The following is a 24,303-nucleotide window of genomic DNA, read 5'->3' on the forward strand; positions in this document are numbered from 1 at the left end:
TTAAGTCTCGTCTTGCGCCGGCCGCGGTGCGGGGCGCCGCACACTACGGCCGCGCAGGGCTGCGCCCGCCGCGACCAAGCCGAGCATCCAGGCCCAGCCGGCGGCACCACCGCCGCCGCCTCCGCCACCACCACTATCCGCAGCGGGAGCTGGTGCTGGCGCGGGCGTTGGCGCAGGAGCAGGCACTGGGGCTGGAGCAGGAGCCGGCGCCGGGGTCGCGGCCGCCACCGCGGCGGCGGCATCCAGCATGCCGGCGCCGCAGGTGCTGGTGGTGCAATAGCACTCGTCCTGCTTCGTGGCGCTGGGCGCCTGGCATTGCGCGATGCCGGCGGTCGCGCCGCTGCTCACGAAGGGCCGCACGGTGCTGCGCAGCAGGTTGGCGACCTGACTGGGTGTCAGGCTCGGCTGCTGGGCCAGCATCAGGGCCACCACGCCGCTGACCAGCGGGGTTGAGAAGCTGGTGCCGACGCCGCCGACATAGCGCTCATCGTTCGCCACCGGCCCCTGGCTGCCGCTGTTGGTCGTGCTGAGGATCGGATACAGGCAGGGGCCGGTCGCATTGCCATTGGCATCAACATTGACGCAGTTGCCGCCCGGTGCGGCCAGGGTCACCTCGGAGCCCAGGCTGGAGAAACCGACCTTGGAGCCGATATGGCGCAGGCCGGCCACGGTAATCACGCCGGGGCAGTTGCCGGGCAGGCCGACCGCCAGGCCCTCGGTATTGCCGGCAGCCGCAACCACAACGGCATTGCGTGCAGTTGCCTCGCTGATGGCCTGTCGATACAGCGCGCCAATGCCCGTGGTGCCGCAGCTGCCGCTACCGCCCAGGCTGAGGTTCAACACCCGGGCCGGATTCGGGTTGGCGGGCAGTCCCGGCACGCTGACGCCGGCGGCCCAGCGCATGCCGGCGATGATGTCGGAGTCGTAGCCGCCGCATTTGCCCAGCACCCGTACCGGCAGGATCTTGCTGCCCCAGGCCACGCCCGCGATGCCCTGGCCGTTGTTGCTGGTCGCGGCGATCAGGCCGGCCACACGGGTGCCATGCCAGCTGCTGTTGGCCACATCCTCGCTGGTGCAAGTACTGCCCAGACTGCCACCGTTGATGTCGGCTTGAGTGACCCAATCACCGGGATCGGAGGCGTCGTTGTCGGCATGGTTGCCGTCGTTGGCGATCGCCAGTGCCGTCGAACTGCCGCTGCTGAAGCCGACCATGTCATAGCCGCCGACGATCTGCGCGGCCAGGTCCGGATGATCCTTGCGGATGCCGGTATCGAGCACCGCCACGACGATCGAGTTGCTGCCGGTGGTGCGATCCCAGGCCGCCGGGGCATTGATGCTGGAGACGATGCCCGCGCTCGGCTCGCGCAGATACCACTGACCGGCGGCCGGACCGCTTGAGGGGCCGGTCATGTAATAAGAGTCATTGGGTGTCGCATAGTGGCGGCGGCGCTGGTCCACCACCACCATCTCGACCTCGCCGTCCTGCGCCAGGCGCTGGGCCAGCGCGGCGGAGCTCATGCCGCGGGCGGTGATCACATGGGTGCGCTCGTCCAGGCTCAGCCGCGCGGCCAGGCTGCGACCGGTGCGCAGGCCCAGGCCATAGGCGCGGGTCTGCGCGATGTCGGCGGCCTCCATAGCGCGGGCGCGCAGCGCCAGCGGCTTGGCGCGCACGCTCTGCGCCGCGGCCTTGAAGCGCACGATCACCCGGGCCTCCTCCGCCTCGCTGGCCGCATGGACGGCAGTGGACGCATAGCCCAGCGCCAGGGCCGAGCTCAGCAGGGACAAACGCAGCAGCATGGGCTTCATGATGGGGGAACTCCGCATTGGGCCAGCCCAGTGTAGGCGCGCTCCGTGACGGTGCAAGGGTCAAGAAGGGCGAGCGGTGGATGTCAAATCCAGCGTACACGTCCTTGGCTGCACAAGGGTCAGCCCAGCTCTACCTTGCCGCAGGGCACCGTCACGACCAGGCTCTGCCCCAACATCTGATCGAACAAAGTCGGCGGCATGCCCATCGTCAGCTCGGACAGCCAGGTCGTGAGCTCCAGCCTGTTCAGATTGGGTTCTCCGATCTCGCCCACCCGATTGGGCAGGGCGGGCCGCCCAAGCGTCCACATCAGCTTGAAGGGGCAGCCCATGGAGTCGAGATCGAACCGCACGGGTCTACGCTCCAGGTCGGTCATGCGGGCCAGGAAGCTCGTCAAATCCATGTCCTTGAAGGTGTACACCGGATCATCCGCCGTATGCGAGCGGAATTTGAAGAGCTGCTCGGAAACCTGCGGCTCTGCGCCGTCGGGCAGACAGGGCATGCGGTACTCGGCCACATGGTCCAGCACCGCATTGCGCACCCGGTCATCGGCCTTGGCATAGACCACCTTGACCTGAGGCGGTGCCGTCGGGCTGTCGAAGCGCATTTGCACCACCACGTTGCCGAACTCGCGAGGCTTGAAGCGCGTGCCTGTCAGCGAGTCCTCCCAGACGCGCAATTGACGGGCCGGGGTGCGAATGCAGGCATGCCAATCCTTGTGCGGTGTCGACGGCACATGGCGCGGCGCGCTCCAGTGCACGGCATCACCACCGCGCGCGGCAAAGTTGAACTCCTGCACCACATCCACGCGCTGCCCGGCCGGCAAGCAGGGCAGGCGATACGCGGCGACATGACGCTCCACGCTTTCCACGATGCGCTCGCTGCCCGCGCGGAACAGCAACTGGACCGCAGGCGCCTTGTCCGCCGCGGTGAAGCTGAGCCGCACACGCAGGGTACCGTCGCGCAAGGCCTTCTTATCGAACTCGGGATAGTCGGGCGGGGCCTGCGGGCGCTGCAAGCAGGCCAGCAGCTCCTTGCCCTCCTCGTTGTTGACCGCTTGTTGCTGTTGAGCCAGCGCAGCGCCTTGCCATAGCAACAGGATCGCCAACAGCCCCTGACCCCAGCCCTTGCACCGTTGCCCCGGTGCCTGTGTCTTTGCAGCCATCCTCACCATCCCTTTGTACTGTTGTTGTCCGCCACCCCAGCGGGTGGCAGCGCAGTATGCGCCGGGCTCACCACGGCACAGATCCCACCAAAGAGTGAGCCAAGTCACAAAAGAAGAAGCCCCGGCCGTCTCCGGCCGGGGCTTCAAGGGGTGGTGAAATACGCCGCTTACTTGGCGATCACGCGCACCATCTCCAGCACCTTGTTGGAGTAGCCCCACTCGTTGTCGTACCAGGCGACCAGCTTGACGAAGGTGCCGTCCAGCGCGATGCCGGCCTCGGCGTCGAAGATCGAGGTGCGGGCGTCGCCGCGGAAGTCGGTGGCGACCACCTTGTCCTCGGTATAGCCCAGCACGCCCTTCAGCGCGCCTTCGGACTGGGCCTTGAACTCGGCGCAGATGTCCTTGTAGCTGGCCTCGTTGTTCAGCTCGACGGTCAGGTCGACCACCGAGACGTCGCTGGTCGGCACGCGGAAGCTCATGCCGGTCAGCTTCTTGTTCAGCTCGGGGATCACCACGCCGACGGCCTTGGCGGCGCCGGTGCTGCTGGGGATGATGTTCTCCAGGATGCCGCGGCCGCCGCGCCAGTCCTTGTTGCTCGGGCCGTCGACGGTCTTCTGGGTCGCGGTGGCGGCGTGCACGGTGGTCATCAGGCCGCGCTTGATGCCCCACTTGTCGTTCAGCACCTTGGCCAGCGGGGCCAGGCAGTTGGTGGTGCAGCTGGCGTTCGAGATGATGGCCTGGCCGGCGTAGGTCTTGTCGTTGACGCCGAAGACGAACATCGGAGTGTCGTCCTTCGACGGGGCAGACATCACGACCTTCTTGGCGCCGGCGGCCAGGTGCTTCTCGGCGGTGTCCTTGCTCAGGAACAGGCCGGTGGACTCGACCACGATGTCGGCGCCGACCTCGCCCCACTTCAGCTCGGACGGATCCTTGACCGCGGTCAGGCGGATGCGCTTGCCGTTGACGATCAGGGTGTTGCCGTCGACGGCGACATCGCCCTCGAACTTGCCGTGCACGCTGTCGTACTTGAGCATGTAGGCCAGGTAGTCGGGCTCCAGCAGGTCGTTGATGCCCACGACCTCGATGTCCTTGAAGTTGGCCACGGCAGCGCGGAACACCATGCGGCCGATGCGGCCGAAGCCGTTGATACCGATCTTGATCGTCACGTCAGTCTCCTAACAAAAACAAGAAAAACACAAAACCCAAACGACAAGGGGTGCCGTTGCCGCACCCCTTCTTCTCACTTCGTCATCACTTGCGTGCCTTCAGGCGGGCCGCGCCGATCGCGACCTTGACCGTGTCGGCCACGTTCTCGGCGGTGAAGCCGAAATGCTTGAACAGCACGCCGGCCGGGGCCGACTCGCCGTAGCTGTCGATGCCCACCACGGCGGCGCAGCGGTACTTCCACCAGAAATCGGTGACGCCCATTTCCACCGCGATGCGCGGCAGGCCCTCGGGCAGCACGCTGGCCTTGTACTTGGCGTCCTGGCGGTCGAACACATTGGTCGAAGGCATCGACACCACGCGCACCGCGATGCCGGCCACCGCCAGTTGCTGCTGCGCGGCCAGCGCCAGCTGCACCTCGGAGCCGGTGGCGATGATCACCGCCTGGGCCTTCTTGTTCTTCAGGCCGATCGCGGCCGGCTCGCTCAGCACGTAGCCGCCCTTGGCGATCTCGTCCACCGCGGTCTTCGGCGCGTAGTTCAGGTTCTGGCGGCTCAGGGCCAGCACGCTGGGGCGCTGAGCATTGCCGATCGCCATGGTCCAGGCCACCACCGTCTCGGTCGTGTCGGCCGGGCGCCAGACGTCCAGGCCGGGGATCAGGCGCAGGCTGGAGACATGCTCGATCGACTGGTGCGTCGGGCCGTCCTCGCCCAGGCCGATCGAGTCATGCGTGAACACATGGATCACGCGCTGCTTCATCAGCGCGGCCATGCGGATCGCGTTGCGGCTGTAGTCGCTGAAGGTCAGGAAGGTGCCGCCGTAGGGGATGTAGCCGCCATGCAGCGCGATGCCGTTCATGATCGCGGCCATGCCGAACTCGCGCACGCCGTAGTTGATGTGGCGGCCGCCGTTGGCGCTGCCGTCGACTTCCAGGCGGAAGGCCGGCGTGCTCTTGGTGTTGGTCAGGTTCGAGCCGGTCAGGTCGGCGCTGCCGCCCAGCAGCTCGGGCAGCGCGGCGGTGAAGGCCTCCAGCGCCAGCTGGCTGGCCTTGCGGCTGGCCACGGTCTGGGCCTCGGTATGCGCCTTCACGACCGCATCGACCGCGATCTGCGCGAAGTTCTCCGGCAGCACGCCGGCCATGCGGCGCTGGAACTCGGCGGCCAGCTCGGGATGGGCCTCGGCATAGGCGTCGAAGCGCGCATCCCAGGCCTGCTCGAGGTTCTCGCCGGCGTCCTTGGCGTCCCACTCGTTGTAGACCTCGGCCGGCAGGTGGAAGGGTTCGTGCACCCAGCCCAGCGCGTCGCGGGTCAGCTTGATCTCCTCGACGCCCAGCGGCTCGCCATGCGCCTTGGCGGTGTTGGCGCGGTTCGGCGAGCCCTTGCCGATATGGGTCTTGGCGATCACCAGGGTCGGCTTGTCGCTGCTGGTCTTGGCGCGGGCGATCGCCGCGTCCACCGCCTCAACGTCATGGCCGTCCACCGGGCCGATCACGTTCCAGCCATAGGCCTCGAAGCGCTTGGCGGTGTCGTCGATGAACCAGGGCGCGACCTGGCCGTCGATCGAGATGCCGTTGTCGTCGTAGATCGCGATCAGCTTGTTCAGCTTCCAGGCGCCGGCCAGCGCGCAGGCTTCGTGGCTGATGCCCTCCATCAGGCAGCCGTCGCCCAGGAACACATAGGTGTGGTGGTCGACGATCGAATGCTGTTCGCGGTTGAACTCCTTGGCCAGCATCTTCTCGGCCAGCGCCAGGCCCACCGCGTTGGTGATGCCCTGGCCCAGCGGACCGGTGGTGGTCTCGACGCCGGGGGTGATGCCCACCTCGGGGTGGCCCGGGGTCTTGCTGTGCAGCTGGCGGAAGTTCTTCAGCTCCTCGATCGGCAGCGCGTAACCGGTGAGGTGCAGCAGCGCATAGATCAGCATCGAGCCATGGCCGTTGGACAGCACGAAACGGTCGCGGTCGGCCCAATGCGGATTGGCCGGGTTGTGGCGCAGATGGCGGCCCCACAGCGCGACGGCGATCTCGGCCATGCCCATCGGCGCGCCCGGATGGCCGGAATTGGCCTGCTGCACGGCGTCCATCGCCAATGCGCGGATGGCGTTGGCCATCAGGGAGGTGTTCTGGACGGCAGCGGTATCGGCCATGGTCGGTGCGGGACGGAGTTGCGAGGGAATCGGGGATTTTACTTGGCCGCCGACGCCCCCTGGGTTTGACCTGGGACAAGCCGGTTACCGCCCCGCCCGGGCAAGCTGGCAGGCAGCCCGGGTTGGCGCCGGGACAGGAGCCGGCCATGGAGCCCAAGACCCTTCGCATCATCCGCGCCGAGCATGGCGCGCTGGCCGCGATGCTGCACACGCTGGCCCTGATGGCGCGCCAGCCGCGTCCCGATTTCGACGCGCTGCGCGCGATGCTGTTCTATGTCGACGAGTTCCCCGAGCGCCTGCACCATCCGAAGGAGAGCGAGCTGCTGTTCGCCCGCCTGCGCGCGCTGGCGCCGCAGGCACGCGAGCTGCTGGACCGGCTGGACGCCGACCATGCCCGCGGCGAGCGCGCGGTGCGCGCGCTGCAGCATGCGCTGCTGGCCTACGAGCTGCTCGGCGAACCGCGCCGCCAGGCCTTCGAGGCCGCCGCGCTGCGCTATGTGGACGCCTATCTGGAGCATATGGGCCTCGAGGAGCGCGAGGTGCTGCCGCTGGCGCTGCGCCTGCTAGGCCCCGAGGACTGGGCCGAGCTGGACGAGGCCTTCGCCGCCAACCGCGATCCGCTGACCGGCCACGCGCCGGACGAGCCCTACCAGGCCCTGTTCGCGCGCATCCTGCGCCTGGTGCCGGCGCCGCTGGGGCTGGGCGCGCCGAACTGAGCCGCCAAGAAGGGCTTGCCAACGCGCGGCACCGGCATAGACTGGGGCCGTTCGCGATCCTTCTTCTTCATTCGACAGCGGCAGGGAGACGGCATGACCGTAACCGCGTCAGAAGCAGCGTCGCCCACGATCCTGTTCGTGGACGATGAACCCTCGATCCTCAGCGCCCTGCGGCGCCTGTTCCGGCCCGAGGGCTACCGGGTGCTGCTGGCCGAGAGCGCAACCGCCGCGCTGGCCCTGCTCGAGACCGAGCCGGTGGACCTGGTGGTCTCCGACATGCGCATGCCGGTGATGGACGGAGCGCAGTTCCTCGAGCAGGTGCGGCGGCGCTGGCCCGAGCTGGTGCGCATCCTGCTGACCGGCTATGCCGACATCGGCGCCACCATCGCGGCGATCAACCGCGGCGAGATCCACCGCTACATCGCCAAGCCCTGGGAGGACCAGGACCTGCTGCTGGTGGTGCGCGAGGGCCTGACGCGGCGCCGGCTGGAGCAGGAGAACCGGCATCTGCAGCGGCTGACCGCGGCGCAGAACGAGCAGCTGCAGAGCGCCAATGCCGAGCTGGAGCGGCGCGTGCTGGCGCGCACGCAGGAGATCGCCCAGATCAACGGCTTCCTCGAGCAGGCCTATGCCGAACTGGAGCAGCAGTTCCTGCTCTCGCTGGACGTGTTCGCCGGCCTGCTGGAGCTGCGCGAGGGTGGCAGCGCCGGCCATTCGCGCCGGGTGGCGCTGCTGGCGCGCCGCACCGCTGAGCGCCTGGGGCTGGATCCGCCGACATGCCAGGACGTCTTCAGCGCCGGCCTGCTGCACGAGATCGGCAAGATCGGCCTGCCCGATGCGCTGCTGCGCAAGCCGGTCTCGACCATGAACGGCGAAGAACAGGCGCGCTACCGCCAGCACAACCTGAATGCCGAGGCCGCGCTGCTGGCCCTGCCGCGCCTGCAGCGCGCCGCGCGCTTCGTGCGCTGGCAGGATGAGCGCATCGACGGCCGCGGCCTGCCCGACGGGTTGGCCGGCGACGAACTGCCGCGCGCGGCCCAGGCCCTGAGCCTGGCGGTCCATTACCACGGTCTGCTGTCGGGCCGGCTGGCGGCGAAGCGGCTGGGGCCGACCGAGGCTGCGGCGGTGATCAAGCAGGGCGCCGGCCTGCGCTATGAGCCGGCCGTCGTCGCGGCCTTCCAGCAGGTGCTGGCCGAGGCCCCGCCGGAGGTCGAGTCGGACTGGCTGATCGCCGCGGCCGAGCTGCGCCCGGGCATGGTGCTGGCCCGCGATCTGCTGAGCCCGCAGGGCACCCTGCTGCTGGCCGCCGGCTTCTGCTTCGACGCCCACAAGGTGCGGCAGATCCACGAGTTCATCGAACGCGGCGGCGTCCGGCTCAATCTGCATGTGCGCCGGCCGCCCCCCACCGCAGCCACGGAGGCCGCCCATGAATCCGCGCATCCTGCTCGTTGACGACGAGCCCCATATCCTCAGCGCCCTGCAGCGCAGCCTGCGCCTGGGCCTGCGCGAGCTGGACCTGCACTGGGAGCTGGAACCCCATGCGGACCCACGCGCGGCGCTGGCAAGGGCCGGCGACTGCGCGTTTTCGCTGGTGCTGTCGGACTACCGCATGCCGCAGCTGGACGGTGTTGCGCTGCTGAGCCGGCTGCGTGAGCTGCAGCCCGACTGCGTGCGCGTCATCCTGTCCGGCCAGGCCGACCAGCAGGCCCTGCTGGCGGCGATCAACGAGGCCCAGATCGCCCGCTTCATCGCCAAGCCCTGGGTCGATGCCGAGCTGATCGCCGCGCTGCGCGAGCTGCTGGCGCAGCGCGAGCGGCGGCTCGAGACCGAGGCGCTGGCCGATGCGATGCGCCGGCAGCGCGGCGAGCTGAGCGCGCAGGAGCTGGAGCAGCGCCGGCTGGAGCGCCTGGAGCCCGGGCTGACGCGGGTGCGCTGGGACAGCGACGGCTCGGTCATCATGGATGACGGCCCGCAGCCGCTGCCGTGAGCGCCCTGCCGCAGCCCGCCGGCTGGCTGGACCACTGCGCCCGGGTGCTGGACGCCGTCAGCGCCCCGGCCTACGCGCATGCCGGCGGCCGCATCCTGCTCGCCAATCCCGCGATGCTGCGGCTGACCGGCTTCACGCTGGCCCAGCTGCTCGCGCTCGACTTCGATGCCTGGGCCGGCCCCGAGGCGCAGCCGGCGCTGCGCGACTACGGCCTGGGCTGCCTGCACGGCGATGCGGAGCTGCCGGTGCTGAGCCTGCAGGCCCGCACCGCCAGCGGCAGCCAGCGCTTCCTGGAGCTGAGCGCCCGCGCGCTGCACGACCCCCAGGGCAGCCTGGCGCTGACCACCTGCCAGGATCTCAGCGACATGCAGCATGTGCAGCACAGCCTGCTGGAGGTGGGGCGGGTGATGCACCAGATCGTCGAGTACGACCCGGTGGCCACCTTCGTGCTCGACGCCGGCCATCGCGTCACCCATTGGAACGAGGCCTGCGCGCGGCTGACCGGCATCGACTCCCTCGAGATGCTGGGCAGCACCGAGGCCTGGCGTGCCTTCTATCCGGAGCGGCGCCCGCTGCTGGCGGACCTGATCATCGACGGCCGCGGCGAGGCCGAGATCGAGGCCCGCTACCGGGACAAGCTGCGCCGCTCGCCGGTCTCCGAGCGCGCCTACGAAGCCGAGGACTTCTTCCCGCGCTTCGGTGCCGCGGGCTGCTGGCTGTTCTTCACCGCCGCACCGCTGCTGGACATCGAGGGCCGGGTGGTCGGCGCGATCGAGACCCTGCAGGATGTCAGCGCGCGCCGCAATGCCGAGGAGGCACTGAAGCGCCATGGCAGCGACCTGGAGCAGATGGTGGCCGAGCGCACCGCCGAGCTGCTGACCACCCACCATGACCTGGAGGCCTTTCTGGAGAATGCCTCGGTCGGCATCATCGCGACGGCCAACCAGCGCATCACCCGCGCCAACCGGGCCTTCGCCCGGATGTTTGAGTTCGGCGAGGCCTCGCCGATCGGCATTCCGACCAGCGAGATGTTCTGCAGCCCCGAGGACCATGCCGAGCTGGGTCGCATCGCCGGCCCGCTGCTGTCGCAGGGGCAGTCGATGTCGCACGAGATGGCCATGCGCACCCGCCGCGACAACCGGCTGTGGGTGCAGCTGATCGCCTATGTGGCGAACCCACTGGACCCGACCGCCGGCACCTGGTGGCTGCTGCAGGACCGCACCGAGGTGCAGCGCGTCCAGCGCGAGCTGGAGCTGAACTACGAGCGCATCAAGCAGACCAACGAACGCCTGGAAGAGGCGCAGAACCAGCTGCTGCAGTCCGAGAAGATGGCCTCGATCGGCCAGCTGGCGGCCGGCGTCGCGCATGAGATCAACAACCCGATCGGCTTCGTCAACTCCAACCTCGGTTCGCTGCGCCGCTATGTCGAGGCCCTGCTGAACCTGCTGCAGGCCTATGCAAGGCGCGAGCCGGCCGCGGCGGACGCCGAGCTGGCCGCGCTGAAGCGCGCGGCCGACCTGGACTACATCGCCGAGGACCTGCCTCAGCTGCTGAAGGAAAGCGAGGACGGGCTGGGCCGGGTCAAGAAGATCGTGCAGGACCTGAAGGACTTCTCGCGCGTCGACCATGCGGACTGGCAGGAGGCCGACCTCAACGCCGGCCTGGAGTCGACGCTCAATGTCGTGATGAACGAGGTCAAGTACAAGGCCGAGGTGCGGCGCGAGTACGGCAACCTGCCGCCGGTGCGCTGCCTGGCGGGTCAGCTCAACCAGGTGTTCATGAACCTGATCGTCAACGCCGCCCATGCGATCGAAGGCCGCGGCGTGATCACCCTGAGCAGCGGCACCGGGCAGCGCGACGGGCAGGACTGGGTCTGGGTCGAAGTGGCCGACAGCGGCTGCGGCATGACACCCGAACTGCAGCGCCGCATCTTCGAGCCCTTCTTCACCACCAAGCCGGTCGGCCAGGGCACGGGGCTGGGACTCTCGCTGTCCTTCTCGATCGTGCAGAAGCATGGCGGGCAGATCGAATTGACATCGGAGCCCGGGGTCGGTACCCGCTTCAAGGTCTGGGTGCCGGCGGCCGGCCCTGGCTGAACCCGCCGTCGGCGCGCCTACACTCGCGCCCCATGCGAGCCATCATCCTCGCGGCCGGGCGTGGCGAGCGCCTGCGGCCGCTGACCGACCATACCCCCAAGCCGCTGCTGGACGTGCGCGGCAAGCCCCTGATCGTGTGGCATATCGAGGCCCTGGCCGCCGCCGGCGTGCGCGACATCGTGATCAACTGCGCCTGGCTGGGCGAGCAGTTCCCGGCCCGGCTGGGCGACGGCAGCGCCTTCGGCCTGCGCCTGCATTACTCGATGGAACCCGTGGGCGCGCTGGAGACCGCCGGCGGCATCGCCCAGGCCCTGCCGCTGCTGGGCGCCGATGGGCAGGACGCCTTCTGGGTCGTCTCCGGCGATGTGTTCCTGCCCGGCTTCCCCTTCGACCCGGCCGCGGCCGCACGCTTCGCGGCCGGCGATGCGCTGGCCCATCTGTGGATGGTGGACAACGCGCCGCACCACCCGCGCGGCGATTTCGCGATCGACGCGCAAGGCCTGGCCCGGCTGGACGGCGCGCCGCGCTACACCTGGGCCAGCGTGGGCCTGTTCCGCGCCGCCTTCTTCGCCGCGGTCAAGCCGGGCGAGCGCGCCGCGCTGCGCCCGCACCTGGACGCCGCGATCGCGGCCGGCCGGATGAGCGCCGAGCATTACGCCGGCGCCTGGACCGATGTCGGCACGGCCGAGCGCCTGGCGGCGCTCAACAAGCCGGCCTGAACACGGAGCTCAGAAGCCGAAGTCGATCGGCGCCACCACGCCGCTGACGTTCACGTCCGCGGTCTTCAGCACCCCGTTCGAGCTGGCCTCGAGCCTGTACTTGGCGGCCGCGGCCGCATCGGGCTGGAAGTTCAGTGCGGCCGCGTTCGGCGCATAGGCCGCCAGCCGCGGCGCGGCCACCGGCAGGCGCAGCGTGTAGGCGCCGCTGTCGGCCAGCACCGAGGCCCAGGCCACCTCGACCGTGATCGCCCCGCCCAGGGTCTGCAGCGCGCGCAGGCCGGCGCTGGCGGGCGTCAGGGTGCCGCCGATCTCGCGTTCGCTCGAGGCCGCCAGCGCGATCGGCGCGCCGGCGCCATTCACCTCGGTGGGCGTGGCCGCGACCACCGGCACGCCGCTCAGCACCGCGGTGGCGCGGCCCGGCGCGGCCAGCACCAGCTCGTAGCTGCCGCTGGGCAGCGGATAGAGCACGAAGCGCCCGTTGGCATCCGGCCAGGTGCTCTTGACCGGCACGCCGGCCTGCTGCACCGAGACCCGCGTGTCGCTGTTGGCCAGGCTGGCCTCGACATAGCCGACCACGCGCGCACCGGCGTCCGACAGGCGCGGCAGCACGCGGATTACCGGCTGCAGGTTGTAGCGCCCCGAGTTGCCGCGCTTGACCACCGACTTGCAGGCATCGAAGTCCAGCACCACATCGGCCTGCTTGCCGGTCTCGACATCGATCTGCGCATTCAGCTTGACGCCACTCTGCTGCCCGCTGGGCGTATCCAGCGCGATGGCCGTGCCGCCGCTGGGCGTCACCGCATTGGCCATCGGGTTGGCCGCGTCGTTGGCCGCCAGCACCAGGCGCAGCTGGCTGTAGCGCCCCGCCGGCAGCGGCAGCTGGCCCAGCTCCTCCAGCACCCCGTTGGTGAGGGTCAGCAGGTCCACGCGCCGCGCCGGGTTCAGCAGCAGCTCGGACCAGCCGCCGTCGGTCTCCGCGGCGCTGGCGCTGCCATGCACGCGCAGCTTCTGCACCGTGACGAACACCGCGTCGTAGCCGCAGGACGGCGCATCGGTCATCGCCACCCGCAGGGTGCCGTTGTTCAGCACCGGCTCGCCGGCATCGCCACCCCCGCCACCACAGGCGGCGAGCGCCACTCCCAGAAACAGTCCCAGACAGCTCATCTTCATGACGGACCTCCTGCAAGGAAGGGAAGCAACGGCATGTCGATTGTGGAGCGCCCCGGCCGCGGCCGGGGTAAGGAACTGTTGCCCGCTTGCCTGCTTACTTCGCCAGCGGCAGGGTCAGCGCGTCGATGCGTGCCAGCAGCTCGGGCGTCAGCTTGGGCGTCAGCGCCAGCGCGCCCAGGTTGTCCTGCAGCTGGGCCAGCTTGCTGGCGCCCAGGATCACGGTCGAGACACGCGGGTTGCGGTTCGCCCAGGCGATCGCCAGCTGCGCCACATTGCCGCCCAGCTCGGCCGCGATGCCCTGCAGCTCGGCCACCGCGGCATTGCGCGCCGGGTCCTGCAGCTGCTCGCGCATCCAGCTCATGCTCTCCAGCGCGCCGCGGCTGCCGGCCGGGATGCCGCTGCGGTACTTGCCGGTCAACAGACCCGAGGCCAGCGGGCTCCAGGTGGTCAGGCCCAGGCCGATGTCCTCGTAGAGCCGCGCGTATTCCTGCTCGACGCGCTGGCGGTGGAACAGGTGGTACTGCGGCTGCTCCACCACCGGCTTGTGCAGGTGATGCCGCTCGGCGATCTCCCAGGCGGCGCGGATGTCGGCGGCGCTCCATTCGCTGGTGCCCCAGTACAGCGCCTTGCCCTGGCGGATCATGTCGCTCATCGCCCAGACCGTCTCCTCGATCGGCGTGTGCGGATCGGGGCGGTGGCAGTAGACCAGGTCGACGAAGTCCAGCTGCAGGCGCTTCAGCGAGCCGTCGATCGCCTGCATCAGGTACTTGCGGTTCAGCGTGTCCTTGAAGTTGGTGGCGTGCGGCACGTCGCGGTCGATGCCCCAGAAGAACTTGGTCGAGACGATGTAGCGGTGCCGCGCCCAACCCAGCTGCTTGAAGGCCTGGCCCATCACCACCTCGCTCTCGCCCAGCGCATAGACCTCGGCGTTGTCAAAGAAGTTCACGCCGGCATCGAAGGCCGCGGCCAGCATCTCGCTGGCGGCCTTGGTGTCGACCTGGTTGTGATAGGTGACCCAGGAGCCCAGGGACAGTTCGGAGACTTGCAGGCCGCTGCGGCCCAGACGACGGTATTGCATGAAGACGCTTCCTCTTGTGGCAGGCGGCAAGCGTAGCGCAGCCGCGCCGGGCCTGCAGGGCCGGCGGCTATAGTGCCGCCATGTCCCTCGATACCCCGTTGCCAGCCCCCACGCTGCGCCTGGCCGTGGTCGGCGCCGGCCCGGCCGGCCTGGCCCTGGCCCTGCTTGCGGCGCGCTCGCTGCCGCGGGCGCAGATCACCCTGTTCGACGCCCGCCCGCTGGAGCGCGATGTCTCGGCCGACCCGCGCACCCTCGCCCTGTCGCTGGGCAGCGTGCAGCTGCTGCAGCGCCTGTCGGCCTGGAACGCCGGCGCCGCCCAGGCGATCGCCGAGGTGCAGGTCAGCCAGGCCCCGCCGACCCTGAACCATCCGCTGTTCGGCCCGGCCGGCGAGCCCGAGGTGCGCATCAGCGCGGCCGAGCAGGGCGTGGCCCAGCTCGGCGCGGTCTTGAGCTACGGCCAGCTGGTCGCGCCGCTGCAGGCCGCCTGGCTGGCCGAGACCGCGCGCGCGCCGCAGCGCCTGCTGAGCCGCTTCGGCCAGCCGGTCGCGGGGCTGAAGCCGGTCGAGGACGGCATCGAGGTCGATGCCGGCATCGCCGAGAGCTACGACCTGGCCGTGGTCGCCGAGGGCGGCGTGTTCGCGGAGCAGGCGCGCAAGGCCTTAACCCACGACTATCAGCAGAACGCCTGGGTCGGCACCGTGATGCTGGCGCCCGACAGCCCGGCCGGCGTCGCCTACGAGCGCTTCACCCGCAACGGCCCGCTGGCCCTGCTGCCGCTCAAGGCCCTGGACGACGGCCGGCGCCGCGCCGCGCTGGTCTGGTGCATGCCGCAGGCCGAGGACGAGATCGCCGGCCTGAACGACGCGCAGCGCCTGGCGGTGATCCAGAGCCTGCTGCCCGCTCGCATCGGCCGGCTGCAGGGCATCTCGGCGCTGAAATGCTTCCCGCTCGGCCTGAACGCGGAGCGCAGCCTGGTCGAGGGCCGCAGCGTGCGCATCGGCAATGCCGCCCAGACCCTGCACCCGGTCGCCGGCCAGGGCCTGAACCTGGGCCTGCGCGACGCCTATGCGCTGGTCGACGCGCTGAAGCCATGCCCCAGCGCGGCCGAGCTGGACCGCGCGCTGCGCGGCGTCGAATGGCAGCGCGCGCCGGACCGCTGGAGCATGATCGCCGCCACCGATTTCCTGGCGCGCAGCTTCGCCTGGCGCTGGCCCGGCCTGCCGGCCGCACGCGGCCTGGGGCTGGCCGCGCTGCAGGCGCTGCCGCCGGTGAAGCGCGCGCTGGCGCGGCAGATGATGTTCGGGCGGCGCTGAGCCCCGGGCTTGCGCTTGCGCGCCGCTGCGGCACAATGCGGCCCGTCATGCATCTCCCGGCCCACCAGTTCAGCACCGCCTTCCTGTCCGCGCTCGCGGCGGCAGGCCTGCGCGCGGCCGTGGCACCCCAGCGCCCGGCCGCAGACTCCTGAGCCCGGCGATCCCCCACCCCTCCCCCAGACAGCGCAACACCTCTCGATCGCCGGGCCCCAACCGCCAGCGCGAGGGTGCGCCGCCATGCCCGTGAGCCTCTCACGCTGCGGCGCCCCGCCTTTTCCCGACGAGGAATGCCGCAATGTCTTCTGCTTCCACTCCTATCCCGCCGGCCGGCGACGCCAGCTGCCTGCTGACCGAACTCGACCATCAACGCCTGAGCCGCCTGGCGCAGGACCATGAGCCGCTGCAGGCCCTGCTGGACGGCGCCGAGCTGCTGCCCTCGCCGCGCCTGCCGGCCGACATCGTCTCGATGAACTCGGAGCTCGAGGTGGTCGAGCTCGGCACCGGCCGCCAGCGCCGCCTGACCCTGTGCTACCCGGCCGAGGCCCGGCCCGACGAGGGCCGCATCTCGGTGCTGTCGCCGGTGGGCCTGAGCCTGCTGGGCCGCCCGGTCGGCGCGCAGGCCAGTTGGCGGACGCCGGGCGGCGGCGATGGCGCGACGCTGCTGATCAGCGCCCTGCTCTACCAGCCCGAGGCGAGCGGCGACCTGCTGCGCTGAGGCGCAGCTGCGGCGGCGCTAGAGGCAAGACCCGACCCCGCTCGCACGCCCTCTCTCTCGCTCACCGCACCCATCGACCACCCCCGGCCCGGCGCCGGTGCGGGTGGCGCGCCGCGCTGCGCGGCTCACACATCACCCACAAATCTTTTTTCTCATGCACACCATCCTGACCCTGAACGATTTCTCCAGCGCGGCCGAGCAGGCCCTGGCCCGCGCGGTCCTGCTGGCGCGCCGCCATGACGCGGTGCTGGAGCTGGCCCATCTGGACGGCACCGGCCCGCCCGATGTCGGCGAACGCCTGCAGCGCTGCGCCGCGATGCTGGCGCGTCGGCACCGCCTGCGCGTGCGCTGCCTGGGCGTGCTGGACGGCGAGACCCAGTTGCGCGAGATCCTGCGGGCCCGCTCGATCGACCTGCTGGTGCTGGGCTGGCCGGAGGAGCAGCGCCATGCCTGGCTGTTCACGCCGCTGGCGCGGCGCCTGCTGCGGCGCCAGCCCTGCCCGCTGCTGGTGGTGCGGCGGCCGGCCGAGCGGGCCTATGCCAAGCTGCTGGTCGCGGTGGAGTTAATGGCGCCGCAACGCGCGCTGCGGCTGGTCGAGGCCGCCGCCGCGCTGCAGCCCGAGGCGCAGCTGGAGCTGTTCCATGCGATCGGCACGCGCGACGAGGCCCGGCTGCGCGCCGCCGAGGCCTCCTACCGCAGCGTGCTGGCCTACCGCGAGGCCCTGTACCGCCAGGCCCGCCAGCATCTGCTGCAGCTCAGCGATTCGCTGGGCGCGCGCCGCAACCGCCTGATGTACACCCTGGGCCGCGGCGATCCGGCACGCCAGACCCTGGTGCAGCAGGAACATGGCGGTGCGGAGCTGATCGTCGTCGGGCTGCGCCCGCCCCGGCCGGCCTGGGCCGGGCCGCTGCTGGGCAGCACCGCGGCCACCCTGCTCGGACGCGCCGGCTGCGACCTGCTGGTCTGGCCGCAGGAACAAGAGGGGGCGCCGGCCCCGGCTCAGGCCGCGTCGTCGCCGGCGGCCAAGGTCTGCTCCTCGACCCAACGCGCATAGGGCCCATACACCGGCCCCAGCGCCTGCGCATGGATGGCCGGCAGCTCGTAGGGATGGGCGGCGCGGATCGCCACCTCCAGCCGCGGGTACAGGGCGGCGCGGGTCTTCAGCAGCAGGCGAAACTCGCGCTCCTGCTGCAGCGCGCCGTCCCAGCGGTAGACGCTCTCGATCTCGGAGATCTGGGCGCAGGCCGCCAGGCCCTGGCTGACCAGCGCCCGTGCCAGGTCTTGCGCCGCGGCGCGGTCCGGCAGGGTGGTGACGACGGCAATGACAGTGGGAGTCGGGGTGGGATCGGGCGCGGACATGTGCGGATTGTGCGAGCCGCTGTCCCCGCCTTCAAGGACAATGGCCGGATGAGCTTTCCGGATTCCATCCATGCCCGCCTGCGCGCCGCCGTGCTCGCCTCCCTGCCCTGCCAGGCCGCCCCGGTGCAGCTGGCGCTGGGTGCCCTGCTGTCGGCGCAGCATGAGCCGGTGCACACGCTGATCGCCTGCAGCTTCGACGAGAGCGAGGCCTGCCTGCATGTCGGCGCGGCGCTGGACCTGGTGCATGTGGGCCTGCAGCGCCTGCATGCGCGGGTGGACGATCCCGAGGCCGAGGGTGGCGCGGCGCTGCTGGGCACGGCCGGCAATGTGCTGGCCGGCGACTACCTGACCAGCGGCTCCTTCAAGCTGCTGGTGCATTGCCGCGAGATGCCGGTGCTGCAGCAGGTGGCCGATGCGATCACCCGGACCTGCGAGCTGGAATGCGCGGCGCTGGGCCGGCCCGGCCCCTCGCCCCAGGAACGCGCGATCCCGCTGGGTGCTGCCGCAGCGCGCGCCGGCGCGATGCTGGCCCGCCTGACGGACGCCGAGGGCCTGGCCCTGGCCGAGCGCTTCGGCACCGCCTATGCGGCCGGCGCGGTTGCCGCCGCTGCCGGTGCGCGCGATGAGGCGCTGAGCCATGCCGAGGCCGCCATCGCCGCGGCCGAGGCACTGCGGCAGCGCGGCCTCACGCGGCCGCTGGAGCTCGCGGAGCGCTGGCGCGCCAGCCTTCTCGGCTGAACAAACCCTCAGCGCGCCCGGCCGTCGTACTGCGTGACCGGCACGCTGGCCAGGTCGAAGTCCTCGAGGCAGCGCAGATTGATCGCCGCGATCGCGTGGCCCTGCGGGTCCTGGCCCTCGGCATAGGGATGGATGCCGCAGGTGCTGCAGAAGCGGTGCTTGATCACATGCTTGTTGAACAGATAGCTGCCGGCGTTCTCGTCCGGCGTCAGCAGGCTGAAGCGGCTGCGCGGCACGAACCACAGCAGCGAGCCCTTGCGCTGGCAGATCGAGCAGTTGCAGGCCAGCGCCGAGTCCGGCCGGCCCCGTACCTCGAAGGCGACGCGGCCGCAATGGCAGCTGCCGCGCAGAACGGATTCGTCGCTGGTCGTCATCGCCATGTCTCCCGATGTTGTCGGGCCATCGTAGCGCCCTCCGGTGAGGCCACCGGCCGGACCATGCCGATGCGCCGCGCCAGGCCCAGCCCCCGCTCGGCCGCCAGCCGCGCCGCGAGATGGGGAAACGCTGCTGAGTCCGCGCCGCTTGCTTCTTCTTCATCGAACGGCCGAAAGCCCTGCCGCGCATAGAAGGGCCCGTTCCAGGGCAGATGCTCGAAGGTGCTGAGGGTCAGCCATGCGAGGCCGCGCGCGGCCGCCTCCGCACCGGCCCGGGCCAGCAGGGCCGCGCCGATGCCGCGGCGGCCATGGGACGGCAGCACGTCCATCTCGGCCAGGTGCAGGCAGTCGCCGCAGGCCTCGGCCAGCAGGAAGGCCACCGGCTGCGATGAGGCCGCCGCACGCACGACCCACAGCAGCCCCGCCGCGCGTGCCTGCTCCAGTGCTTGCAGCGAAAGCTGATGCTGCGCCAGGGCCGGGGGCAGGTCTTGCGGCGGGAACAGGGTGGCCGCCGCGGCCTCGATGCGCCGCAGCGCTTCCAGCTCGTCGGCGCGGGCCAGGTCGACCGGCCAGTCCTGTCGCGCGGTGCTCATGCCAAGTTGCCCTGACAGATCTCGGTAGCCTGGGCGCGGCGGCGCTCCAGCGCCTCGAAAAAGGCCGCTCGCTGTTCCGGGTTCATCGGCGTCATCCTCCCGCCCCATCCATCGGGGCCTTGCCGGACGCGACTTTAGCCCTCCAGCCGCCGGCTCCAGGATTCGACCTCGCCGCTTGCCAGCCGGCCGCGAAAGAGCTTGAGCCAGGAGGGCGGCAGCGGCAGCTCGACGACCTGGCGCAGGAGTGCCGGGTCGCAGTCGCGCTCGGCGATCACGCGCAGCAGGCGCCGCAACGGCCAGTCCGGATGGGGGCGGGCGACGCGGCGGATCGCATCGCCCGCGGCCACGACGCCCGGCCGCAGCACACGCAGATACCAGCCCGGCCGCAGGCTCTGCTGCAGGCGCAGCGCCATGTCGGGCACGCCGAAGCGGTCGTTCAGCTTCCAGCAGGGCTGGCGGCCCTGGCTGATCTCGAACAGCGCCGTCTCGCCGATGGCCCAGCGATCGGCGATGCAGACCTCGGCCTCGTCCAGCCCCGGCTCCAGGCTGAAGTTCTCGCCGAAGGCGCCGGGCCGCTGCAGCAGCGCCGCGGCCGGCTCGATGCCGGCCAGCTCGCGGCGCCAGGCCTCGTAATGGCTCCAGGCATAGCAATGCACGGCCTTGTCGGGGCCGCCATGCAGGCGCCGGTCGCCCTGCTCGTCGCCGGCCAGGCCTTCCGGGCCGACTTCCACCGGCGCGCCCAGCGGCGTCTTGGCGATGCCGCTGATGCTGCCGGGCCGGGTATAGGGTCGGGACTTGCCCGTCAGCACCGCGCGCAGGCGGCCAATCTCGATGCCCGCCTCATCCATCACTGCGTCGCTCATGCGGCGCAGCCCGGCAACCAGGCGTCCAGCACCGCGGCCAGCGCGGCGCGCAGGCCCGGGCCGTGCAGGGCCGTGTCGCGGCGCAGCGCGGCGATGTCGACGCCGGCCTGGCCCAGCTCGGCCGCATGGCCGATCAGCCACTGCTCGATGCGGCGCGGATCGGCCTCCAGATGGAACTGCAGCGCCAGCGCGGCCGGGCCGGCCATGAAAGCCTGGTGCGGGCACAGCGGCGTGGCGGCCAGGCTGGGCAGGCCGGCGGGCAGCGCGAACTGGTCGCCATGCCAGTGCAGCACCGGCTGGCCGGCGCGCAGCGGCGCCAACGGCGAGGCCAGGCCGGCTTCGCTCAGGCTCAGCGGGGCGAAGCCGATCTCCTTGCGGCCATGCGGCATCGGCCGCACCGCGGCGCCCAGCGCGCGCGCCATCAGCTGCGCGCCCAGGCAGACGCCCAGCAGCGGCCGGCCCGCCGCCAGGCGCTGCTCGATCAGGCGCAGCTCCTCGGCCAAGAAGGGATACAGCGCCTCGTCCTCGGCGCCGATCGGCCCGCCCAGCACGACCAGCAGATCGGCCGCCTCCGCCTCGGCGGCATCCAGCGCATCGACGCCGGCGTCGCGGTAGTCGATGCGCGCATAGCCGCGCTCGCGCAGCAGCGGCTCCAGCAGGCCCAGGTCTTCGAAGGCGAGATGGCGCAGGGCCAGGACGGTCTTGCTCATGGTGGGAGTTGATTCCTCAACGGAGGTCGGCGGATGCGGGCAGGCGGCAACCCTCGTCATCGTCGCAGAGCGACGGCGCATCGGGGTCGGGTTCGGCCATCAGCTGGCCGATCAGCGCACCGAGGCGCAGATCGTCGACGCGGCCGAACTGGTGCAGCCGGATGCGGCCGCGCTTGTCCAGGAGGATCAGGCTGGGCGTGCCGCGCAGGCCCAGGGCCTGCATCGTCAGCGGCACCGGGCCGCCGCGCGGATCCGGCCGGTCCAGCCCGATCGGGAAGGCGAGCCGGTACTCGTGGATGAAGGCCTGCAGCGCGGCCGCATGGCCCATCACCTCATGGTGCTCGAACACGCTGTGCAGGCCGATCACGGCCAGGCGCTCGGGCGGGAACAGCTCATGCAGCCGGGCCGCCTGCGGCAGGCCATGGGCCACGCAGCCGGGGCACAGCATCTGAAAGGCATGCAGCGCCACCACGCGGCCGCGCAGGGCCGGCAGCGCGAGCGATGCGCTGCCGCCGTCGGTGTTGAACCATTGCGCGATCTGCAGCGGTGGGGCCGGCTCGGCCCGGGCGGCGGGGATCTCGAAGGACATCGCGGGTCTCCTTGGCGAAGAGCCCAGGGGCCCTGCGGCCCCTGGGGATGATGTCAGGCGGCCTGACGATGCAGCTTGACGGCCGGGAAGTCGACCGGCACCTGGAAGGCCACGTTCACATAGTTGGTGAACAGGTTCAGCGCCACATGGGCCAGGATCTCGACGATCTGCTCGTCATTGAAGCCGACCTCGCGCAGCGCCTGCACATCGGCATCGCCGACCTGGCCGCGCTGGTTGACCAGCTTCAGCGCGAAGCGCAGCGCGGCAGCGGTCTGCGGGTCGGCCGCTTCGCCCTGCTGGGCGGCGGCCATCTCGGCGGCGCTGGCACCGGCCTTGCGGCCCAGCATCGTGTGGGCGGCCAGGCAGTACTCGCAATCGTTGCGGTCCGCGACGGCGACGGCGATTTGCTCGCCCAGCTTGGCCGGGATCACGCCGGAGCCGAGGGCACCGAAGGCGGCCCACATGCTCTGCAGCGCGGCGGGCGAGTTGGCGACCGCGCGGAACATCGCGGGCGTGGCGCCGAAGGCGCCGTGGATCTGCTGCAGCAGGGCCTTGGCGCTGCCGGTGGCCTGGGCGGGATCGATCAGGGGGATGCGGGACATGATGGTGGTTTCCTTTGCGGTGGAGAAGAAGGGGCGGGCAGCTGCTGGACTTCAGTGTGCGCCGCCCGGCCGTACCATTGGCCACCTATCGTCCAGAGCGCATACCCAATCGTCCAGCAGACATGAGCCCGCCGCCGACCATCGACCGCCTGTCCAGCCTGCTGGACCGCTTCAAGGTGCGGACGCGCCTGTTCCACAACGGCCCGCTGTGCGGCATCAGCCGCTTCCCGGCCGAGCCCGGGCGCGGCTTTCTGCATGTGATGCGGCGCGGCGAGCTGGAACTGCGCCATGGCGCCGGGCAGGCCGGCCTGCCGCGGCGCCTGCGCATTGACGAGCCGACCCTGCTGTTCTACCCGCGGCCGCTGGCGCATGAGTTCCGCAACCCGCCCGAGGAGGGCTCGGACTTCGTCTGCGCCGAGCTGGAGTTCGACGGCGGCGCGCTGAACCCGCTGGTGCGGGCACTACCGCCGCTCTTGGTGCTGCCGCTGGCGCGGGTCGAGGGGCTGGAGCTATCGCTGCAGCTCTTGTTCAGCGAGACCGAACGGCTGCGCTGCGGCCAGCGCCTGCTGGCGGACCGGCTGTTCGAGGTGGTGCTGATCCAGCTATTGCGCTGGCTGATCGACCATCCGGCCGAGGCCGGCGTGCAGCCGGGCCTGGTCACCGGCCTGTCGGACCCGCGGCTGGCGCGCGCGCTGGTCGCGCTGCACGAAGACCCGGGCGCGGCCTGGAGCCTGGAGGCGATGGCCGAGCGGGCCGGCATGTCGCGCAGCGCCTTCGCCGCGCATTTCAAGGCGGTGCTGGACCAGACGCCGGCCAACTACCTGGCCGACTGGCGCCTGACCCTGGCCCAGGCCCGGCTGCGCCAGGGCCGGCCGGTCAAGCAGATCGCCGACGAACTGGGCTATGCCAACGCTTCGGCGCTGTCGCGCCTGTTCAGCCAGCGCCTGGGGCAGTCGCCGCGGCAATGGCTGGACGGCGCGGCCGCCACGGCCGCGGCCGAGTCGCTCACTTGAAGAACCAGTAGCCGACCAGGATCGCGCCGACCAGGCCGACGATGTCGGCAAACAGGCCGCAGGTCAGCGCATAGCGGGTCTTGGCGATCTTGACGCTGCCGAAGTAGACCGCCAGCACATAGAAGGTGGTCTCGGTCGAGCCCTGGATGATCGCGGCCAGCTTGCCCTCGAAGCTGTCGACGCCATAGGTCTTCATCACGTCCACCATCAGGCCGCGCGCGCCGCTGCCCGACAGGGTCTTCATCAGGCCCACCGGCAGGGCCGGCACGAAATCGGTCGGCAGGCCCAGCGCGCCCACCACCCAGGCGATGCCGCCCACCACATAGTCCATGCAGCCCGTGGTTCGGAACACCGAGATCGCGACCAGGATCGCGACCAGGTAGGGAATGATGCCGATCGCAACGCCGAAACCCTCCTTCGCGCCCTCGACGAAGATCTCATAGACATTGATGCGCCGCCAGGCCCCGACCGCGATGAACAGCACGATGATCGACAGGATCACCAGGCTGCCGAGCAGGCCGATGTACTTGGCCATGATCTCCGGCGGGTACTGGTGCAGCCAGCCGAACAGGGCCGCCATGATCGCGATGAAGCCGCCGAAGAAGGCCAGCACCGGCAGGCTGAACAGATTGATACGCTGGTAGATCGCAACCGCCACCAGGCCGGCCATGAAGGAGATGAAGGTGCCGATCAGGGTGGGCAAAAAGATGTCCGCCGCGTTGAAGCCGACCAGCCCCTGGTCCACCGCCAGCGCCTGGCGGATCGCGATCACCGAGGTCGGGATCAGGGTGATGCCCGCGGTGTTCAACACCAGGAACATGATCATCGCGTTGCTGGCGGTGTCCTTCTGCGGATTCAGCTCCTGCAGCTCCTTCATCGCCTTCAGGCCCAGCGGCGTGGCCGCGTTGTCCAGACCCAGCATATTGGCGGAGAAGTTCATCACCATCGAGCCGCCGGCCGGGTGGCCCTTGGGCACCTCGGGGAAGATGCGCGCGAAGAACGGCGCCATCACCCGCGCGAAGAGCTGGATCACGCCGGCGTTCTCGCCGATCTTCATGATGCCCAGCCAGAGGCTCATCACGCCGACCAGGCCCAGCGAGATGTCGAAGCCGGTTTTGGCGGTATCGAAGATGCCGGTCAACACCTGGCCGAAGATCGCCAGGTCGCCGCCCAGCAGCCGCGCCAGCGCGACGCCGAAGCCGATCAGGAAGAAACCGATCCAGATGTAGTTGAGCACCATCGCGAGGTCAGGAGTAAGGGGCGGCCGAGAAGGCGCCCATTATTCCGGCTCGCGCGGCGCGCCCGCCGGCGGGGGCATGCCGAAGGGGCGGGGCGGGATAACTGGGGGTGATGTGGGGGACCCAGCGCCGTTGCGGTGGCCGGTTCATTCAGC

General features: G+C 70.6%; 24 protein-coding genes. 10 read left to right on the forward strand and 14 right to left on the reverse strand.

All coding sequences use genetic code 11. The annotated features are described in order from the left end of the window. From G8A07_RS25395 to tkt, 4 genes are all read right to left on the reverse strand, one after another. Complete coding sequence (locus G8A07_RS25395) at positions 1-1,806, reverse strand: S8 family peptidase (protein WP_195794686.1); 1,806 nt, start codon at positions 1,804-1,806, stop codon at positions 1-3. A gap of 119 nt (positions 1,807-1,925) precedes the next feature. Beyond that, entirely contained in the window at positions 1,926-2,969 is a 1,044-nt protein-coding gene (locus G8A07_RS25400) for a hypothetical protein (RefSeq protein WP_195794687.1), read from the reverse strand. Positions 2,970-3,136: 167 nt separating this feature from the next. Beyond that, positions 3,137-4,135 carry a type I glyceraldehyde-3-phosphate dehydrogenase gene (gene gap / locus G8A07_RS25405; RefSeq protein WP_195794688.1) on the reverse strand — a complete coding sequence of 333 codons (999 nt, stop codon included), beginning with the start codon at positions 4,133-4,135 and terminating at the stop codon, positions 3,137-3,139. 85 nt (positions 4,136-4,220) lie between these two features. Next, on the reverse strand, positions 4,221-6,275 hold the full coding sequence (gene tkt, locus G8A07_RS25410) for a transketolase (RefSeq protein WP_195794689.1): 2,055 nt from the start codon (positions 6,273-6,275) through the stop codon (positions 4,221-4,223). Positions 6,276-6,421: 146 nt separating this feature from the next. Here tkt and G8A07_RS25415 point away from each other — a divergent pair, with 146 nt between their 5' ends. The 5 genes from G8A07_RS25415 to murU all read left to right on the forward strand — a co-directional run bounded on the left by G8A07_RS25415 (position 6,422) and on the right by murU (position 11,793). Beyond that, positions 6,422-6,991, forward strand: coding sequence for a hemerythrin domain-containing protein (locus G8A07_RS25415; protein ID WP_195794690.1), 570 nt, complete (start codon positions 6,422-6,424; stop codon positions 6,989-6,991). Positions 6,992-7,129: 138 nt separating this feature from the next. Next, positions 7,130-8,443, forward strand: coding sequence for an HD domain-containing phosphohydrolase (locus G8A07_RS25420; RefSeq protein WP_249937141.1), 1,314 nt, complete (start codon positions 7,130-7,132; stop codon positions 8,441-8,443). Further along, positions 8,418-8,978, forward strand: coding sequence for a response regulator (locus G8A07_RS25425; RefSeq protein ID WP_195794692.1), 561 nt, complete (start codon positions 8,418-8,420; stop codon positions 8,976-8,978). The genes G8A07_RS25420 and G8A07_RS25425 overlap by 26 nt, the downstream gene beginning before the upstream one ends. Next, positions 8,975-11,074: an ATP-binding protein gene (locus tag G8A07_RS25430; protein WP_195794693.1), complete on the forward strand. Its 2,100-nt coding sequence runs from the start codon at positions 8,975-8,977 to the stop codon at positions 11,072-11,074. Before G8A07_RS25425 ends, G8A07_RS25430 begins: the two co-directional genes overlap by 4 nt. 32 nt (positions 11,075-11,106) lie before the next feature. Then, positions 11,107-11,793, forward strand: a complete 687-nt coding sequence (gene murU, locus G8A07_RS25435) for an N-acetylmuramate alpha-1-phosphate uridylyltransferase MurU (RefSeq protein ID WP_195794694.1) — start codon at positions 11,107-11,109, stop codon at positions 11,791-11,793. Positions 11,794-11,802: 9 nt separating this feature from the next. Here the strand turns inward: murU and G8A07_RS25440 are convergent, their stop codons facing one another. Both G8A07_RS25440 and G8A07_RS25445 read right to left on the reverse strand, forming a co-directional pair. Next, on the reverse strand, positions 11,803-12,963 hold the full coding sequence (locus tag G8A07_RS25440) for a DUF4382 domain-containing protein (RefSeq protein WP_195794695.1): 1,161 nt from the start codon (positions 12,961-12,963) through the stop codon (positions 11,803-11,805). Positions 12,964-13,057: 94 nt separating this feature from the next. Next, entirely contained in the window at positions 13,058-14,041 is a 984-nt protein-coding gene (locus G8A07_RS25445; RefSeq protein ID WP_195794696.1) for an aldo/keto reductase, read from the reverse strand. Between the two features lie 80 nt (positions 14,042-14,121). Between G8A07_RS25445 and G8A07_RS25450 the strand changes: the two genes are divergently transcribed. The 3 genes from G8A07_RS25450 (at position 14,122) to G8A07_RS25460 (ending at position 17,123) form a co-directional block, all read left to right on the forward strand. Then, entirely contained in the window at positions 14,122-15,354 is a 1,233-nt protein-coding gene (locus G8A07_RS25450; protein WP_195794697.1) for an FAD-dependent monooxygenase, read from the forward strand. Positions 15,355-15,649: 295 nt separating this feature from the next. Beyond that, positions 15,650-16,069: a GreA/GreB family elongation factor gene (locus G8A07_RS25455; protein WP_195794698.1), complete on the forward strand. Its 420-nt coding sequence runs from the start codon at positions 15,650-15,652 to the stop codon at positions 16,067-16,069. A 154-nt stretch (positions 16,070-16,223) separates the two neighbouring features. Then, positions 16,224-17,123 carry a universal stress protein gene (locus G8A07_RS25460; RefSeq protein ID WP_195794699.1) on the forward strand — a complete coding sequence of 300 codons (900 nt, stop codon included), beginning with the start codon at positions 16,224-16,226 and terminating at the stop codon, positions 17,121-17,123. Here the strand turns inward: G8A07_RS25460 and cutA are convergent. Continuing rightward, positions 17,069-17,428, reverse strand: a complete 360-nt coding sequence (cutA, locus tag G8A07_RS25465) for a divalent-cation tolerance protein CutA (protein ID WP_195794700.1) — start codon at positions 17,426-17,428, stop codon at positions 17,069-17,071. The genes G8A07_RS25460 and cutA overlap by 55 nt on opposite strands. A 48-nt stretch (positions 17,429-17,476) precedes the next feature. On the opposite strand from cutA, the gene G8A07_RS25470 reads away from it, so the two are divergent. Beyond that, positions 17,477-18,166, forward strand: a complete 690-nt coding sequence (locus tag G8A07_RS25470) for a hypothetical protein (RefSeq protein ID WP_195794701.1) — start codon at positions 17,477-17,479, stop codon at positions 18,164-18,166. A gap of 8 nt (positions 18,167-18,174) precedes the next feature. Here G8A07_RS25470 and G8A07_RS25475 read toward each other — a convergent pair whose 3' ends face one another. The 6 genes from G8A07_RS25475 to G8A07_RS25500 form a co-directional block, all read right to left on the reverse strand. Continuing rightward, complete coding sequence (locus tag G8A07_RS25475) at positions 18,175-18,540, reverse strand: GFA family protein (protein ID WP_195794702.1); 366 nt, start codon at positions 18,538-18,540, stop codon at positions 18,175-18,177. Further along, positions 18,537-19,133, reverse strand: coding sequence for a GNAT family N-acetyltransferase (locus tag G8A07_RS25480; protein WP_195794703.1), 597 nt, complete (start codon positions 19,131-19,133; stop codon positions 18,537-18,539). The genes G8A07_RS25475 and G8A07_RS25480 overlap by 4 nt, the downstream gene beginning before the upstream one ends. Positions 19,134-19,267: 134 nt before the next feature. Continuing rightward, the gene (locus tag G8A07_RS25485; protein ID WP_249937142.1) at positions 19,268-19,996 is read right to left on the reverse strand and encodes an MOSC domain-containing protein; all 729 of its coding nucleotides are present in this window, start codon (positions 19,994-19,996) and stop codon (positions 19,268-19,270) included. Continuing rightward, complete coding sequence (locus tag G8A07_RS25490) at positions 19,993-20,706, reverse strand: glutamine amidotransferase (protein ID WP_195794704.1); 714 nt, start codon at positions 20,704-20,706, stop codon at positions 19,993-19,995. The genes G8A07_RS25485 and G8A07_RS25490 overlap by 4 nt, the downstream gene beginning before the upstream one ends. Before the next feature lie 16 nt (positions 20,707-20,722). Beyond that, a complete protein-coding gene (locus G8A07_RS25495; protein WP_195794705.1) occupies positions 20,723-21,295 on the reverse strand; it encodes a peroxiredoxin in 573 nt (190 codons plus the stop codon). A 53-nt stretch (positions 21,296-21,348) separates the two neighbouring features. Next, the gene (locus G8A07_RS25500; RefSeq protein WP_195794706.1) at positions 21,349-21,897 is read right to left on the reverse strand and encodes a carboxymuconolactone decarboxylase family protein; all 549 of its coding nucleotides are present in this window, start codon (positions 21,895-21,897) and stop codon (positions 21,349-21,351) included. A gap of 122 nt (positions 21,898-22,019) precedes the next feature. Between G8A07_RS25500 and G8A07_RS25505 the strand changes: the two genes are divergently transcribed. Continuing rightward, on the forward strand, positions 22,020-22,910 hold the full coding sequence (locus G8A07_RS25505; protein WP_195794707.1) for an AraC family transcriptional regulator: 891 nt from the start codon (positions 22,020-22,022) through the stop codon (positions 22,908-22,910). Here G8A07_RS25505 and G8A07_RS25510 read toward each other — a convergent pair. Further along, positions 22,903-24,150: a nucleoside recognition domain-containing protein gene (locus tag G8A07_RS25510; RefSeq protein WP_195794708.1), complete on the reverse strand. Its 1,248-nt coding sequence runs from the start codon at positions 24,148-24,150 to the stop codon at positions 22,903-22,905. The genes G8A07_RS25505 and G8A07_RS25510 overlap by 8 nt on opposite strands. Positions 24,151-24,303: the final 153 nt, after the last annotated feature.

Source organism: Roseateles sp. DAIF2 (assembly GCF_015624425.1).
Lineage (GTDB): Bacteria > Pseudomonadota > Gammaproteobacteria > Burkholderiales > Burkholderiaceae_C > Kinneretia.

Bases quoted from the DNA above. Each gene is read 5' to 3' on its own strand.
- G8A07_RS25425 (WP_195794692.1), top strand. From the start codon at position 8,418: ATGAATCCGCGCATCCTGCTCGTTGACGACGAGCCCCATATCCTCAGC.
- G8A07_RS25440 (WP_195794695.1), bottom strand. From the start codon at position 12,963: ATGAAGATGAGCTGTCTGGGACTGTTTCTGGGAGTGGCGCTCGCCGCC.
- G8A07_RS25445 (WP_195794696.1), bottom strand. From the start codon at position 14,041: ATGCAATACCGTCGTCTGGGCCGCAGCGGCCTGCAAGTCTCCGAACTG.
- murU (WP_195794694.1), top strand. From the start codon at position 11,107: ATGCGAGCCATCATCCTCGCGGCCGGGCGTGGCGAGCGCCTGCGGCCG.
- G8A07_RS25480 (WP_195794703.1), bottom strand. From the start codon at position 19,133: ATGAGCACCGCGCGACAGGACTGGCCGGTCGACCTGGCCCGCGCCGAC.
- G8A07_RS25485 (WP_249937142.1), bottom strand. From the start codon at position 19,996: ATGAGCGACGCAGTGATGGATGAGGCGGGCATCGAGATTGGCCGCCTG.
- tkt (WP_195794689.1), bottom strand. From the start codon at position 6,275: ATGGCCGATACCGCTGCCGTCCAGAACACCTCCCTGATGGCCAACGCC.
- G8A07_RS25400 (WP_195794687.1), bottom strand. From the start codon at position 2,969: ATGGCTGCAAAGACACAGGCACCGGGGCAACGGTGCAAGGGCTGGGGT.
- G8A07_RS25510 (WP_195794708.1), bottom strand. From the start codon at position 24,150: ATGGTGCTCAACTACATCTGGATCGGTTTCTTCCTGATCGGCTTCGGC.
- cutA (WP_195794700.1), bottom strand. From the start codon at position 17,428: ATGTCCGCGCCCGATCCCACCCCGACTCCCACTGTCATTGCCGTCGTC.
- G8A07_RS25505 (WP_195794707.1), top strand. From the start codon at position 22,020: ATGAGCCCGCCGCCGACCATCGACCGCCTGTCCAGCCTGCTGGACCGC.
- G8A07_RS25475 (WP_195794702.1), bottom strand. From the start codon at position 18,540: ATGACGACCAGCGACGAATCCGTTCTGCGCGGCAGCTGCCATTGCGGC.
- G8A07_RS25415 (WP_195794690.1), top strand. From the start codon at position 6,422: ATGGAGCCCAAGACCCTTCGCATCATCCGCGCCGAGCATGGCGCGCTG.
- G8A07_RS25460 (WP_195794699.1), top strand. From the start codon at position 16,224: ATGCACACCATCCTGACCCTGAACGATTTCTCCAGCGCGGCCGAGCAG.
- G8A07_RS25395 (WP_195794686.1), bottom strand. From the start codon at position 1,806: ATGAAGCCCATGCTGCTGCGTTTGTCCCTGCTGAGCTCGGCCCTGGCG.
- G8A07_RS25500 (WP_195794706.1), bottom strand. From the start codon at position 21,897: ATGTCCCGCATCCCCCTGATCGATCCCGCCCAGGCCACCGGCAGCGCC.
- G8A07_RS25495 (WP_195794705.1), bottom strand. From the start codon at position 21,295: ATGTCCTTCGAGATCCCCGCCGCCCGGGCCGAGCCGGCCCCACCGCTG.
- G8A07_RS25455 (WP_195794698.1), top strand. From the start codon at position 15,650: ATGTCTTCTGCTTCCACTCCTATCCCGCCGGCCGGCGACGCCAGCTGC.
- G8A07_RS25450 (WP_195794697.1), top strand. From the start codon at position 14,122: ATGTCCCTCGATACCCCGTTGCCAGCCCCCACGCTGCGCCTGGCCGTG.
- G8A07_RS25490 (WP_195794704.1), bottom strand. From the start codon at position 20,706: ATGAGCAAGACCGTCCTGGCCCTGCGCCATCTCGCCTTCGAAGACCTG.
- G8A07_RS25470 (WP_195794701.1), top strand. From the start codon at position 17,477: ATGAGCTTTCCGGATTCCATCCATGCCCGCCTGCGCGCCGCCGTGCTC.